We start from the raw sequence: 14,057 nt of genomic DNA, 5'->3' as shown, positions 1-14,057 counted from the left end.
ACACACCGCCATCGCCAGCAAGCCGGCTCCTACAGGTCGTGCGCCTCTCATATTCTTTATGGGTCTTAATAAATAGCTTCTTATTCCTTAACGAATATAACTCTCCTCCCTATACTCGATCAGGAACAGACACGCAGCAGGAGAGTTCCCCCATGCGCAACGAATCAATTCGCTATCTGATTGTGCCGGGCTGGCAAGGATCGCCAGAAGATCATTGGCAAAGCCACTGGCAGAACAGCTTGCCGAACAGCGCGCGGGTGGAGCAGGCCGATTGGCTGACGCCCCGTCGTGAAGACTGGGTGGCGGCATTGGCCGAGGCGATTGCCGCTGACAGCACGCCGGTGATTTTGATTGCCCATAGCCTGGGTTGCATCACGGTCGCGCATTGGGCGGCCACTGCCCCGCTGATTTTTTTGCGCCAGGTGCGCGGTGCCTTGCTGGTTGCACCGGCAGACGTCGAGCGGCCGGCCTGCGCGCCAGCCTTGCGCAACTTCGCACCGATTCCGACGAGCCTTTTGCCGTTCCCGAGCCAGGTGGTCAGCTCCGACAACGACGCCGCTGTCAGCGCACCGCGTGCGCTGGAACTGGCACGTAACTGGGGCGCCGAGGCAGGAATACTGTCGGGTGCCGGACACATCAACGTGAAGTCCGGTCATCAGCGCTGGGAGCAGGGTTTTGCTTATCTGTATCGCCTGCAAAACCGCATGGAACATCACGCCCTGCGCCGCGCTTGAACCTTTTCTTTTTTTAACATCGCCCCCCGTCTCCCGGCGGTTTTGGGCGGGAGTCTGCCATGAGTTTTGAAGCCTTCGGTCAGCCACTGCTGACCTTTCCCGACGCAGAAAAAAGTCCGCTGAGCATCCGCGCCAAGGCGCTGGTGTTCGTCGATCCGCGCTCGCGTCAATTGCGCGCCGAGCTGGAGCAACTGGCCCCACGTTCGATCTCCGTGTTGATCCGTGGCGAAACCGGTAGTGGTAAAGAACTGCTGGCGCGGCACATCCATCGCGCCAGTGATCGTGGTGGGTTGTTCGTGTCGGTCAATTGCGGCGCAATCAGCCCGACCTACGCCGACGCCGAATTGTTCGGTTATGCCGCTGGCAGTTACACCGGTTCGGCGAGCAGTCGTGCTGGCTGGTTCGGTTCGGCCAATGGCGGCACGCTGTACCTGGACGAGATCGGCGACTTGCCGCTGCCGATCCAGATCAAGTTGCTCGCCGCACTGGAAAACCACGAAGTCACCCGCGTCGGCGCGCATCAACCGAGCCCGGTGGATGTGCGTCTCGTGGCCGCGACCAGCATTGATCTGGCGCAAGCCGTGGCTGCCGGGAAATTCCATGAGCGGCTTTATCACTACCTCAGCGAAGGTCAGCTGGAACTGCCGGCGTTGCGTGAGCGGGTGGGCGATATCCTGTCGTTGTCCGAGTACTTCCTGGGCATCTACAGCCAGCGCCTGGACCTGCCGGTGCCGCTGATCAGCGAAGCTGCGCAGCAGTTGCTGGAACAGCACAGCTGGCCGGGCAACACCCGGGAACTGGAAAACGTCATCCACTTTGCATTGCTGGTCAGCACTGGCGACGAGATCCTGCCCGAACATTTGAACCTGCCCGAAGCACCAGCGCCGCTGACGCAGATCGAGCAGCAGCTCCGGCACATCCTCACCAAAGGCACTGCCACCGAACAAGCCGCCCTCAAACAACTCCTCAAAAACACCGCACTCTTGTAGGAGCGAAGCTTGCTCGCGAACCAGGCGACACGGATTTTCTGGAAGGACGCCTTCGCGGGCAAGCCTCGCTCCTACAGATCGCGAACACACCGAGCTCTTGTAGGAGCGAAGCTTGCTCGCGAACCAGGAGACACGGATTTTCTGGAAGGACGCCTTCGCGGGCAAGCCTCGCTCCTACAGATCGAGAACACACCGAGCTCTTGTAGGAGCGAAGCTTGCTCGCGAACCAGACGACACGGATTTTCTGGAAGGACGCCTTCGCGGGCAAGCCTCGCTCCTACAGGTGGGTGTGGCGAAATGCAGCCAACACGTGAGTTAGAGCTGTATGAACAAAATGGAATATGAAAGTGAATAAAAGATATTGTTCGGGAATAAAAAATCCCGGTATTGTCCGCTTCACGCCAGCGATAGCACTTCACTGGCACTCGTACTAAACAAGCCGTCGTCGATGACGACCGTGATTTTCGATAAGGACACTGCATGAAAAAGGTTCTGTTGTTCACCGCATTGGCGGCTGCCCTGACCGCGGGCCTGGCCCAGGCTGGCGAGAAACTGGTAATTGCGGCGACCCCGGTCCCACACGCCGAGATTCTGGAGCTGATCAAGCCAACCCTCGCCAAAGAAGGCGTGGACCTGGAAATCAAAGTGTTCACCGACTACGTTCAGCCAAACGTACAAGTTGACCAGAAGCGTCTGGACGCCAACTACTTCCAGACCCTGCCGTACCTGAAAAACTTCAACGAAGGCAAAGGCACCAACCTGGTGACCGTGATCGGCGTTCACGTTGAACCGTTCGGTGGCTACTCGAAGAAGTACAAAAAACTGGCTGACCTGCCAAACGGCGCGACCATCGCTCTGCCGAACGAAGGCAGCAACAGCGGTCGTGCTCTGCTGCTGTTGCAGAAGGCTGGCCTGATCGAGTTGAAAGACCCGAAAAACGCTTTGGCTACTCCGAAAGACATCGCCAAGAACCCGCACAACTTCAAGTTCAAGGAACTGGAATCGGCCATGTTGCCGCGCGTTCTGGACCAGGTTGACCTGGACCTGATCAACACCAACTACGCGCTGGAAGCAGGTCTGAACCCGGCTAAAGATGCGCTGGTGATCGAAGGTGCTGATTCGCCTTACGTGAACTTCCTGGTGGCTCGTCCAGACAACAAGGACAGCGTAGCCATCCAGAAACTGGCCAAGGCGTTGACCAGCCCGGAAGTGAAAGCCTTCATCGCCAAGAAATACAGCGGCGCCGTACTGCCGGCGTTCTGATTGGACGCAGCATTAAACCCCTTCAAGGTTTCGAACGCCGACGGCTAGCAATAGCGTCGGCGTTTTTTATTGCGCGTGCACATTCCAAATGTAGGAGCGAGCCTCTTGTAGGAGCCGGCTTGCTGGCGAATCAGACAACGCGGTGTATCAGGCCGGACGCCTTCGCGGGCAAGCCTCGCTCCTACAGGGGGTAGGCGTGCTCCGGAGGCTTAGGCCGCCCTGGCCTTCAATGCCCTGCGCAACGCCACCAGCAGCTTCACGATGTCTTGCGGATCAAGCCGTTGCGGTACTTTTACGTCAGCCATGTTCTCTTCCTTGTGATGGTTCGGCCGGGAGTCTGGCCAAAAGCTGTGCGTCCTTGGAGGGCTATTTCGAAAAAAAGATCCTTCCTACAGCGAAAAGGAAAATAGTCGTCTTCCTCCTTCTCGGCAAATTCACCGGATAGTTTTTTGCGTGATATCAATATGCTTTAACGGTATTTAAATTCCGATTCTTATACCTTTAAAGTCGGTGCCTGCCGGGAGGTTATCCACCGCCCATGGACTGCGCCACCGTCGCTTACCGAGCGGCGTCCAGGATGTTTAATGAACTTCGATTACGCTTTTATCCTCAGCACCCTGCCGGCGTTTCTCAAGGCCGTGGGCGTTACGTTGCAGGTAGGCTTCATCGCCATCGGCACCTCGCTGCTGGTGGCCTTGATCAACGCGACGATCCTGGTGTTCCGCACGCCTTACCTGCAACGCCTGGTCGGGTTGTACGTAGAACTGGCGCGCAACACGCCGCTGCTCATTCAACTGTTCTTCGTGTATTTCGCCTTGCCGGCGCTGGGCATCAAGGTGTCAGGCTTCACGGCGGCGATTATCACCATGACGTTCCTGGGCGGCGCTTACCTCACGGAAGTGCTGCGCGCCGGGGTGGATGCGGTGCCCCAGGCGCAGCTCGAATCCGGTCGCTCCATCGGCTTGTCCCACGGGCAATTGCTGCGCTACGTGATCCTGCCGCAGGCCGGCATCCTCAGCCTGCCGTCGCTGTTCGCCAATTTCATTTTCCTGCTCAAAGAGACCACCGTGGTCTCGGCCGTAGCGGTCCCGGAAATTCTCTACACCACCAAAAGCTACATCGCGCTCTACTACAAAACCTACGAAATGCTCGCCGTGCTGACGCTGATTTGCGTGCTGCTGTTTTTGCCGCTGTCGCTGCTGCTCAGCCGTCTGGAAAGGAGGCTCCAGCATGGCCAGTTCGGGTCTTGAGTTGTTGTGGGTGTCGTTGCCGCAACTGAGCAAGGGCGCTGCGCAAACCCTGTCGATTTCCTTTCTGAGCATCGCCATCAGCACCGTCGGCGGTGTGCTTTACGGCGTTTTGCGTACGCTGAATTCGAAATGGCTGAACGCGATTTTGCGCGTGTATCTGGAGCTGTTTCGGGCGATCCCGGTATTGGTCTGGTTGTACCTGCTGTTTTTCGGTCTGCCGATTATCTTCGGCCTGAGCATTCCGAGCTTCTGGTGCGCGGTGCTGGTGCTGTCGCTGTGGGGCGCCAGCGAGGTCGGTGAAGTGGTGCGCGGCGCGCTGCATTCGTTGCCACGCGGCCAGCGTGAAGCGGGCCTGTCGATCGGCTTGAACGGCCCGCAACTCTACGGCTACGTGCTGCTGCCCCAGGCGCTGAAACGCATGACCCCGCCGACCATCAACGTCTACACGCGGATCATCAAGACCAGCTCCCTGGCGGTGCTGATCGGCGTGGTGGACGTGATCAAGGTCGGCCAGCAGATCATCGAACGCACCTACGAATCCGTGCTGATCTACGGCGCGCTGTTCCTGTTTTTCTTTTTCATCTGCTACCCGCTCTCGGCCGCCTCGCGCGTGCTGGAGCGGCGCTGGACGCAAGCATGAGCGCATTGATCGAGTTCAAGGGTTTCAACAAGTTTTTCGGCGAGCAACAAGTGCTCGACGGCATCGACCTGAAGGTGAAATCAGGCGAAGTGATCGTCATCCTCGGCCCCAGCGGCTGCGGTAAAAGTACCCTGTTGCGTTGCCTCAACGGGTTGGAAGTCGCGCACAGCGGCAGCCTGACATTTGCCGGCCGCGAGCTGCTGGACAAAGGCACCGACTGGCGCGAAGTGCGCCAGCAGATCGGCATGGTGTTCCAGAGCTATCACCTGTTCCCGCACATGAGCGTGCTCGACAACCTGCTGCTCGGCCCGGTCAAGGTGCAAAAGCGCGAGCGTCGTGAAGCCCGGGATCAGGCCGAAACCTTGCTGGCGCGCGTGGGCCTCTCGGACAAGCGCGACGCCTTTCCTCGCCAGCTCTCCGGCGGCCAGCAGCAACGCATCGCCATCGTCCGTTCGTTGTGCATGAACCCCAAAGTCATGTTGTTCGATGAAGTCACCGCCGCCCTCGACCCGGAAATGGTCAAGGAAGTGCTGGAAGTCATTCAGGGCCTGGCCCGCGAAGGTATGACGCTGTTGATTGTCACCCACGAAATGGCGTTCGCCCGCGCCGTGGCTGACCGCATCGTGTTCATGGATGCCGGGCGAATCCTTGAGCAAAACCCTCCCGAGATTTTCTTTACGAACCCGCAAACCGCACGAGCGCAGCAGTTCCTGGAGAAGTTCTCCTACGTCGCCGCACTACCCAAAACGACTCAAACAAAGGAACTGGAACTGCCATGAAAACTGCCAAGTCTTCTCTACTGCTATTGCCACTGCTCGGCCTCGCGTTGCTGGCCGGCTGCAACAAAACCGAAGAACCCGCGAAGCCGAAAGTCGCCAGCGAAAGCACTGCGCCGGCCAGCTACCTGGACAAAATCAAGGCGCGGGACAAGTTGATCGTCGGCGTTTTCACTGACAAACCGCCGTTTGGTTTCGTCAATGAAGCGGGGCGTTACGTTGGTTTCGATACTGACATCGGCCGCCAATTTGCCAAGGATCTGCTCGGCGATGAAAACAAGGTCGAGTTCGTCGCGGTGGAACCGGCGAGCCGGATTCCGTTCCTGCAAAGTGACAAGGTCGACCTGATCCTGGCCAACATGACCGTGACCCCGGAGCGCAAGGAAGCGGTGGACTTCACCAACCCGAACCTGAAAGTTGCAGTACAGGCATTGGTGCCACAGGCCAGCGAAGTGAAGAACCTCGATGACCTGGCGACCCGCACCACCATCGTCACCACCGGCACCACGGCGGATATCTGGCTGACCAAGAATCACCCGGACTGGAAACTGCTGAAGTTCGAGAAAAACTCCGAGTCCCTGCAAGCCCTGGCCAACGGTCGTGGCGATGCGTATGCGCAGGACAATCTGGTGCTGTTCAGCTGGGCCAAGCAGAACCCTGGCTACCGCGTGCTGGATCAGAAACTCGGTGCAGAAGCGCCGATTGCGCCGGCGGTGAAGAAAGGCAACATCGAGCTGCGTGACTGGGTGAACGCCGAGTTGGCGAAGCTGGGTGAAGAGAAGTATCTGCTCAAACTGTACGACCAGTATGTGCGCAAGGAATTGAGCGATGACACCAAGCCTGAGAGCGTGATTGTCGAAGGTGGGAAGTGGCAGGGGTGATTCTTTAACTTTTGCGGCGGTCTCACCGCCGCCATCGCGAGCAGGCTCGCTCCCACATTGGACCGCGTCCGTCGGGACACCTCGGTCAACTGTGGGAGCGAGCCTGCTCGCGATTCGGTTTATCGGACGCCGCTCAATCCGGCCAGTACCACGCCGGCTCATCCAGCATCCGCTGCCCGACAATCCCGGTCTGGCCCAGATTTTTCTCCAGCACGATGCAGTTGCACTCGGGATCTTCCTGTAGCGCCGAAATCAACCGCCGGGCATGGGACACCACCCACACCTGACACTGCTCCGACGCGCGGATAATCAAGCGCGCCAACGCCGGCAACAGGTCCGGGTGCAGGCTGGTTTCCGGCTCGTTCAGCACCATCAGCGTCGGTGGGCGCGGCGTCAGCAGCGCCGCCACCAACAGCAAGTAGCGCAACGTCCCGTCGGACAACTCCGCCGCCGACAACGGCCGCAATAACCCTTCCTGATAAAACTCAATGGCGAACCGGCCGCCCGCCAGCGGCTCGATATGCAGACGCGCACCGGGAAATGCATCGCTGATGGCGTTGCGCAAAGCTTCGGGGTCGCCAATCTCGATAATGGTCTGCAACGCTGCCGCCAGGTCTCTGCCGTCGTGGTGCAGCACCGGGGTGCGGGTGCCCAGTTGTGGCTGACGCACCGGCGCGTCGGCGTCGCTGCGAAAGTGATCGTAGAAGCGCCAGCGGCGGATGAACTCACGCATCTCCAGCACCTCCGGCGAGGTCCGCAAGCTGCCAACCTGATCGAACAGGCTGTCGAAAGTCGGCGTGTGCTGAGCCAGCACGTCCCAGCTGCGGTTGGCTCGGGTGCGGATCATCGGGCCGTCGCGATCCACCAGCAGGCTCGCCGGACGATAATGCGCCCCGGCCCACAGGCATTCACGCTTGATTTGCGGATCGAGGCTGAACCGTGACGCAATGGGGGTGCTGTGCCCGGGCAACATGAAATGACCATTGGAATCGGGCAGCCCCAGGCTGATCGAGTAGCCGAAGTCGTCCCCGGCAAACCCCAGGCGCAAGCGTTTGACGCCGTGGCGAACGGTCGCCTCGATCGGCACTTCGCCGTTGCGCATGCGCCGGGTGATGGTTTCAGGTCCCGCCCAGAAGGTCGAATCCAGGCCGCCTTCGCGGGCCAACGCATTGACCACGCCGCCCTGAGCGGTTTCCGCCAGCAGGCGCAACGCCCGGTAGAGGTTGGATTTGCCACTGCCGTTCGGCCCGGTGATCAGGTTCAGACGACCCAGTGGAATCACCAGTTTATTGATCGAGCGGTAATTGGCCACCGCGAGGGTTTTGAGCATTGGAAGCTTCCTTACTGCTATGAGTGCAGCAAACCTGTGCACCTGTTGAACCCTGTTCTAAGCTCACAGTCGTATCGCCATTGGCACGTTCGTACGACGCAAAGGAGTCTGCATGGCTGGTCCCGGATTGAAAAGAGTGGTTGGCCTGAGTCTTCTTGTCCTGCTGGGGGCCTGCGGGGAAAAACCCCAGGTCGAAAAGGATCGTCCGCGGGTGTTCGTGCAAGTCGTCAACGCCGCGAATTACGCCGCGTCCGTGACCCTCACCGGTGATGTTCAGGCGCGGGTCCAGACAGAGCTGTCGTTCCGTGTCGGCGGCAAGATCATCCAGCGCTCGGTCGATGTCGGTGACCGGGTGTCGGCCAAGCAAGTGCTCGCCAGGCTCGACCCGAAAGACCTGCAAACCAATGTCGACTCGGCCCAGGCGCAGGTCGTCGCCGAGCAGGCGCGGGTCAAACAGGCCGCCGCCGCCTTCGTCCGCCAGCAAAAACTCCTGCCCAAGGGCTACACCAGTCAAAGCGAGTTCGACTCCGCCCAGGCCGCATTGCGCAGCAGCCAGAGCGCGCTGACGGCTGCCCAGGCGCAACTGGCCAACGCCCGCGAGCAACTGAGTTACACCGCGCTGATCGCCGACGCGCCGGGAGTGATCACTGCCCGGCAGGCCGAAGTCGGCCAGGTGGTGCAGGCCACGATGCCGATTTTCAGCCTGGCGCGCGACGGTGAGCGCGACGCGGTGTTCAACGTCTACGAGTCGCTGCTGACAGAGGATCCTGAGGGCAAAACGATTGTGGTGAGCTTGCTCGATAACCCGGCCATCAAGACCACAGGCACGGTTCGGGAAGTCACCCCGGCCGTTTCCGCGCAGACGGGTACGGTGCAGGTCAAGGTCACCCTTAACGGTCTGCCGGAAGGCATGCAACTTGGCTCGGTGATCAGCGGCACGGCGAAGACGCCGAGCAAAGCCGCAATCGAACTGCCATGGTCGGCGCTGACCAAAAACCTCAGCGAACCGGCCGTGTGGCTGGTGGATGACGAGGGCAAGGCGCAATTGCATACGGTGACGGTGGGTCGTTACCTGACCGGCAAAGTCATTATCAGCGATGGCCTGAAGGGCGGCGAAAAAGTCGTCATTGCCGGCGGTCAGTTGCTGCACCCCGGCGTCAAAGTGGAAATCGCCGAAAACACCTACAAGGATTTAGCAGCGGGAGCCCAGCCATGAAGCGCGTATTGCTGGTGTTCGCCGGAATGTTGCTGGTGGCCTGCTCGAAAGAAGAACCGCCGCCAGAGCCGGTGCGTCCGGTGCTGTCGATCAAGGTCCAGGCGCTGGGCGAGGAGAGTCTCGGCCGCTTCGCCGGCAGCATCCAGGCCCGATACGAAACCAATGTCGGCTTCCGCGTACCGGGGCGCATCGCCAGTCGCAACGTCGATGTCGGCGCCGAGGTCGAGAAGGGCGCCTTGCTCGCGACCCTCGATCCCACCGATCAGCAAAACCAGCTGCGCTCGGCTCAGGGCGATCTGGCGAAGGTCCAGGCACAACTGATCAACGCCCAGGCCAACGCCCGGCGTCAGCAGGAGCTGTTCGATCGCGGGGTCGGTGCGCAGGCGCAACTGGACATCGCCCAGACCGATCTGAAAACCACTCAGGCTTCCCTCGATCAAGCGAAGGCGGCGGTCGATCAGGCCAAGGACCAACTCGATTATGTCGAGTTGCGCACCGACCACAAAGCCATCGTCACCGCGTGGAACGCCGAAGCCGGGCAAGTGGTGACCGCCGGCCAGCAAGTGGTGACCCTGGCGCAGCCGGACATCAAGGAAGCGGTAATCGACCTGCCCGACACGCTGGTGGATCAGTTGCCCGCGGATGTGGTGTTTCAGGTCGCCGTGCAACTGGAACCGAACATCACCACCACCGCCATCGTCCGCGAAATCGAACCCCAGGCCCAGAGCGCCACCCGCACCCGGCGCGCCCGCCTGACCCTGACCGACACACCACCGGGGTTTCGCCTGGGCACGGCAATCAGCGTCACCCTCAGCTCTGCGATCAAGCCACGAATCGAGTTGCCCCTGACCGCGCTGCAAGAGGTCGATGGCAAATCGCGGATCTGGGTCATCGACCCTCAGACCCAAACCGTTTCCCCGCGTGACATCAGCCTGATCAGCCGCACCGATTCCACCATGGTCCTGGCCAGCGGCGTGAAGTCCGGTGAGCGTGTCGTAAGTGCCGGTGTGAACAGCCTGAAGCCTGGGCAGAAAGTGAAAATCGATGAGGACAGCCCACAATGAAAGGGAGTTTCAACTTATCCGAATGGGCCCTCAAGCATCAGTCGTTTGTCTGGTATTTGATGTTCATCGCGCTGCTGATGGGCGTGTTCTCGTACATGAACCTCGGCCGCGAGGAAGACCCCTCGTTCACCATCAAGACCATGGTCATCCAGTCCAGCTGGCCGGGTGCGACCCAGGAAGAAACCCTCAAGCAGGTCACCGACCGCATCGAGAAAAAGCTCGAAGAACTCGACTCCCTCGACTATGTGAAAAGCTATACACGACCCGGTGAGTCCACGGTCTTCGTGAACCTGCGCGACACCACCAGCGCCAAGGACATCCCGGAAATCTGGTACCAGGTGCGCAAGAAGATCAACGACATTCGCGGCCAGTTCCCCAAGGGCCTGCAAGGGCCGGGGTTCAACGACGAATTCGGTGATGTGTTCGGCTCGGTGTACGCCTTTACCGCTGACGGCTTGTCGATGCGCCAGTTGCGCGATTACGTCGAGCAGGTGCGCGCCGAGATCCGTGAAGTGCCGGGGCTGGGCAAGGTCGAGATGGTCGGCGAGCAGGATGAAGTGCTCTACCTGAACTTCTCAACCCGCAAACTGGCGGCGCTGGGGATCGATCAGCGTCAGGTCGTGGATAGCCTGCAATCGCAAAACGCGGTGACGCCGGCCGGGGTCATTGAAGCCGGTCCCGAGCGGATTTCCATTCGCACCACCGGGCAGTTCGCGTCCGAGAAAGACCTGGAAAACGTCAACCTGCGGCTCAACGATCGTTTCTATCGCCTGGCCGACATTGCCGACATCAGTCGGGGTTATGTCGACCCGGCAACCCCGGAGTTTCGCTACAACGGCCATCCGGCCATCGGCCTGGCCATTGCCATGAAGAAGGGCGGCAACATTCAGGATTTCGGCAAGGCGCTGCACCAGCGCATGATCGACCTGACCGCCGATTTGCCGGTGGGCGTCGGTGTGTACAACGTTTCCGACCAGGCCGCCGTGGTGGAAAAAGCCGTTGGCGGCTTCACCAGCGCGCTGTTCGAAGCGGTGGTGATCGTGCTGGTGGTCAGCTTCGTCAGCCTCGGCGTGCGCGCCGGGTTAGTGGTCGCGTGCTCGATTCCGCTGGTACTGGCGATGGTCTTCGTCTTCATGGAATACAGCGGCATCACCATGCAGCGGATTTCCCTCGGCGCGCTGATCATCGCCCTAGGCCTGCTGGTGGACGACGCGATGATCACGGTCGAGATGATGGTCACCCGGCTGGAGATGGGTGAAACCAAGGAGCAGGCGGCCACGTTCGCCTACACCTCGACCGCGTTCCCGATGCTCACCGGTACGCTGGTGACGGTGGCCGGTTTTGTACCGATCGGCCTGAACGCCAGTTCGGCGGGCGAGTACACCTTCACGCTGTTTGCGGTGATTGCCGTGGCGATGCTGGTGTCGTGGGTTGTCGCGGTGTTGTTCGCGCCGGTGATCGGCGTACATATCCTCAGCGCCAACGTGAAACCTCACGATGAAGAACCTGGTCGCATCGGTCGCGCCTTCAATTACGGCATGCTCTGGTCCATGCGCAATCGCTGGTGGGCCATCGGCATCACCATTGCCTTGTTCGTGGCGTCGGTGTTTTCCATGCAGTTTGTACAGAACCAGTTCTTCCCGTCCTCGGACCGGCCGGAAATTCTCGTCGACCTGAACCTGCCGCAAAACGCTTCGATTGCCGAAACCCGCAAAGCCGTCGACAAGCTCGAAGCGACGCTCAAGGACGACCCGGACATCGTGCGCTGGAGCACTTACATCGGCGAAGGCGCGATCCGTTTCTACCTGCCGCTCGACCAGCAATTGCAAAACCCGTACTACGCGCAATTGGTCATCGTCAGCAAAGGCCTGGAATCGCGAGAAGCCCTGAGTCAGCGTTTGCGCGAACGCTTGCGCAAGGATTTCGTCGGCATTGGCAGTTACGTCCAGGCGCTGGAAATGGGCCCGCCTGTCGGGCGGCCGATCCAGTACCGGGTCAGCGGCAAGGACATCGACCAGGTGCGCAAACATGCCATCGCCCTGGCCACCGAGCTGGACAAGAACTCGCACATCGGCGAGATCATTTACGACTGGAACGAGCCGGGCAAAGTCCTGCGCATCGACATCGCACAGGACAAGGTGCGGCAACTGGGGTTGTCGTCGGAAGACGTGGCCAACCTGATGAACAGCATCGTCGTCGGTGCGCCGGTGACGCAGGTTGATGACGATATCTACCTGATTAACGTCGTGGGCCGCGCAGTGGACGCGGAGCGCGGTACGCCGGAAACGTTGCAGAACCTGCAGATCGTCACGCCCAGCGGCACCTCGATCCCGCTGCTGGCTTTCGCCACCGTGCGCTATGAACTTGAGCAGCCGCTGGTGTGGCGCCGCGACCGCAAGCCGACCATCACCATCAAGGCTGCGGTGCGGGACGAGATTCAGCCGACCGATCTGGTCAAGCAACTGAAGCCGGAGATCGACAAATTCGCCGCCGCTTTGCCGGTGGGCTACAAGGTCGCCACGGGCGGTACGGTTGAGGAAAGCGGCAAGGCCCAAGGGCCGATTGCCAAGGTGGTGCCGTTGATGCTGTTCCTGATGGCGACCTTCCTGATGATTCAATTGCACAGCGTGCAGAAGCTGTTCCTGGTGGCGAGCGTCGCGCCGCTCGGCCTGATCGGCGTGGTGCTGGCGCTGATTCCCACCGGCACGCCGATGGGCTTCGTGGCGATCCTGGGGATTCTGGCGTTGATCGGCATCATCATCCGCAACTCGGTGATTCTGGTGACGCAGATCGACGCCCTGGAGAAAGAAGGGCTGTCACCGTGGGATGCGGTGGCGCAAGCCACGGAACACCGTCGCCGGCCGATTCTGCTGACGGCTGCGGCGGCGAGCCTGGGGATGATCCCGATTGCCCGGGAAGTGTTCTGGGGGCCGATGGCCTACGCGATGATCGGCGGCATCATCATCGCGACGTTGCTGACGCTGCTGTTTTTGCCGGCGCTGTATGTGGCCTGGTACAAGATTCGCGAGCCGAAAAAAGAGGTGCATTAAGGTCGAGCGCTGCGCGCTCATCGCCGGCAAGCCAGCTCCTACAGGGGATCGCGTCCATCAGGACAACTCGGTCTACTGTAGGAGCTGGCTTGCCAGCGATGGCGCCGGACCTGCCTACACCGGCTTACGCCAGACACTCGCCAACCAAGGCTGCTGCTCCCGCGGCAACCCCGCCGGCCGGTAGTAATGCTCCAACTCCACAAACCCCGCAGCGGTCAGCAAATCCTGCCACGCCTGAAGATCGTGATAAGCCCCATACCGCGGCCCATTCCACCCCTCCTGATTCTCACCACGCGGATTGGAACTGAACAACACCCCACCGGGCCTCAACGCCCCGCGCAATTCCTTCAACACCCGTGGCAATTCCTGACGCGGAATATGAAACAGCACCGCGTTGGCAAAAATCCCGTCAAAGCGTTCAGCCGGCAAATCAAGCTTCAGAAAATCCTGCTGCCACACCTCGCAACCACTGTCTTCACGCGCCATTTGCGCAAACTTTTCCGAACCGTCGAGGCCGACCGCGGTGTGGCCCATGCGCGTGAACGTCTGCAAATCCCGCCCCGGCCCGCAGCCAAAGTCGAGGATGTCGAACGGCGGCTCACCCTGAATATGCCGCAGCAGCGCATCAATGTTCTGGCTGACATCGTGATCGCGCGTCCCTTCGCGAAAACCTTCGGCCACCGAGTTGTAATGACCGAGGGTGGTGGAGGTGATTTTCTCAAGGTCGTCTGGGGTTTGTTTCATGGCGGGCTGCGCAGGCAATTGGGATTTGCCGAATATACGCCATCAGGTTCGAGGCTGCTTCGCAGCCATTCGCGGGCAAGCCTCGCTCCTACAGAGGAGCACATTTTCCTGTAGGAGCGA

The 14,057-nt window shown here is 60.3% G+C and carries 12 protein-coding genes; 10 read left to right on the top strand and 2 right to left on the bottom strand.

Features of this window, described 5'->3' with window-relative positions:
- Positions 1–152 precede the first annotated feature (152 nt).
- From KGB25_RS10815 to KGB25_RS10785, 7 genes are all read left to right on the top strand, one after another.
- Positions 153–734 carry an alpha/beta hydrolase gene (locus KGB25_RS10815; protein WP_223434929.1) on the top strand — a complete coding sequence of 194 codons (582 nt, stop codon included), beginning with the start codon at positions 153–155 and terminating at the stop codon, positions 732–734.
- A 59-nt stretch (positions 735–793) separates the two neighbouring features.
- A complete protein-coding gene (locus KGB25_RS10810) occupies positions 794–1,723 on the top strand; it encodes a sigma 54-interacting transcriptional regulator (protein WP_192226693.1) in 930 nt (309 codons plus the stop codon).
- A gap of 480 nt (positions 1,724–2,203) precedes the next feature.
- The gene (locus tag KGB25_RS10805; protein ID WP_008040224.1) at positions 2,204–2,986 is read left to right on the top strand and encodes a MetQ/NlpA family ABC transporter substrate-binding protein; all 783 of its coding nucleotides are present in this window, start codon (positions 2,204–2,206) and stop codon (positions 2,984–2,986) included.
- Positions 2,987–3,570: 584 nt separating this feature from the next.
- Positions 3,571–4,236, top strand: a complete 666-nt coding sequence (locus tag KGB25_RS10800) for an amino acid ABC transporter permease (RefSeq protein WP_008032519.1) — start codon at positions 3,571–3,573, stop codon at positions 4,234–4,236.
- Positions 4,217–4,876: an amino acid ABC transporter permease gene (locus KGB25_RS10795; protein ID WP_223434928.1), complete on the top strand. Its 660-nt coding sequence runs from the start codon at positions 4,217–4,219 to the stop codon at positions 4,874–4,876. Before KGB25_RS10800 ends, KGB25_RS10795 begins: the two co-directional genes overlap by 20 nt.
- Positions 4,873–5,655 (top strand): amino acid ABC transporter ATP-binding protein, encoded by a 783-nt coding sequence (locus KGB25_RS10790; RefSeq protein ID WP_008032517.1) that lies wholly within the window; start codon positions 4,873–4,875, stop codon positions 5,653–5,655. Before KGB25_RS10795 ends, KGB25_RS10790 begins: the two co-directional genes overlap by 4 nt.
- A complete protein-coding gene (locus KGB25_RS10785; RefSeq protein WP_008040217.1) occupies positions 5,652–6,533 on the top strand; it encodes a transporter substrate-binding domain-containing protein in 882 nt (293 codons plus the stop codon). Before KGB25_RS10790 ends, KGB25_RS10785 begins: the two co-directional genes overlap by 4 nt.
- A gap of 133 nt (positions 6,534–6,666) precedes the next feature.
- Here KGB25_RS10785 and KGB25_RS10780 read toward each other — a convergent pair whose 3' ends face one another.
- Entirely contained in the window at positions 6,667–7,863 is a 1,197-nt protein-coding gene (locus tag KGB25_RS10780; protein ID WP_008032511.1) for an AAA family ATPase, read from the bottom strand.
- 112 nt (positions 7,864–7,975) lie between these two features.
- Here KGB25_RS10780 and KGB25_RS10775 point away from each other — a divergent pair, with 112 nt between their 5' ends.
- Genes KGB25_RS10775 through KGB25_RS10765 form a run of 3 tightly spaced genes read left to right on the top strand, consistent with a single transcriptional unit; the run spans position 7,976 to position 13,193 of the window.
- A complete protein-coding gene (locus KGB25_RS10775) occupies positions 7,976–9,079 on the top strand; it encodes an efflux RND transporter periplasmic adaptor subunit (protein WP_207285573.1) in 1,104 nt (367 codons plus the stop codon).
- Complete coding sequence (locus KGB25_RS10770; RefSeq protein ID WP_008032507.1) at positions 9,076–10,143, top strand: efflux RND transporter periplasmic adaptor subunit; 1,068 nt, start codon at positions 9,076–9,078, stop codon at positions 10,141–10,143. The genes KGB25_RS10775 and KGB25_RS10770 overlap by 4 nt, the downstream gene beginning before the upstream one ends.
- Positions 10,140–13,193 carry an efflux RND transporter permease subunit gene (locus KGB25_RS10765; RefSeq protein WP_223434927.1) on the top strand — a complete coding sequence of 1,018 codons (3,054 nt, stop codon included), beginning with the start codon at positions 10,140–10,142 and terminating at the stop codon, positions 13,191–13,193. Before KGB25_RS10770 ends, KGB25_RS10765 begins: the two co-directional genes overlap by 4 nt.
- Before the next feature lie 114 nt (positions 13,194–13,307).
- Here the strand turns inward: KGB25_RS10765 and KGB25_RS10760 are convergent, their stop codons facing one another.
- Positions 13,308–13,937 carry a class I SAM-dependent methyltransferase gene (locus KGB25_RS10760; protein WP_223434926.1) on the bottom strand — a complete coding sequence of 210 codons (630 nt, stop codon included), beginning with the start codon at positions 13,935–13,937 and terminating at the stop codon, positions 13,308–13,310.
- Between the last annotated feature and the right edge of the window lie 120 nt (positions 13,938–14,057).

The organism is Pseudomonas sp. BF-RE-21 (assembly GCF_019947305.1).
Taxonomy (GTDB): Bacteria; Pseudomonadota; Gammaproteobacteria; order Pseudomonadales; family Pseudomonadaceae; genus Aquipseudomonas; species Aquipseudomonas migulae.
The sequence above is the reverse complement of the archived record's forward strand: the minus strand, read 5'-3'. Positions and strand labels throughout refer to the sequence as shown.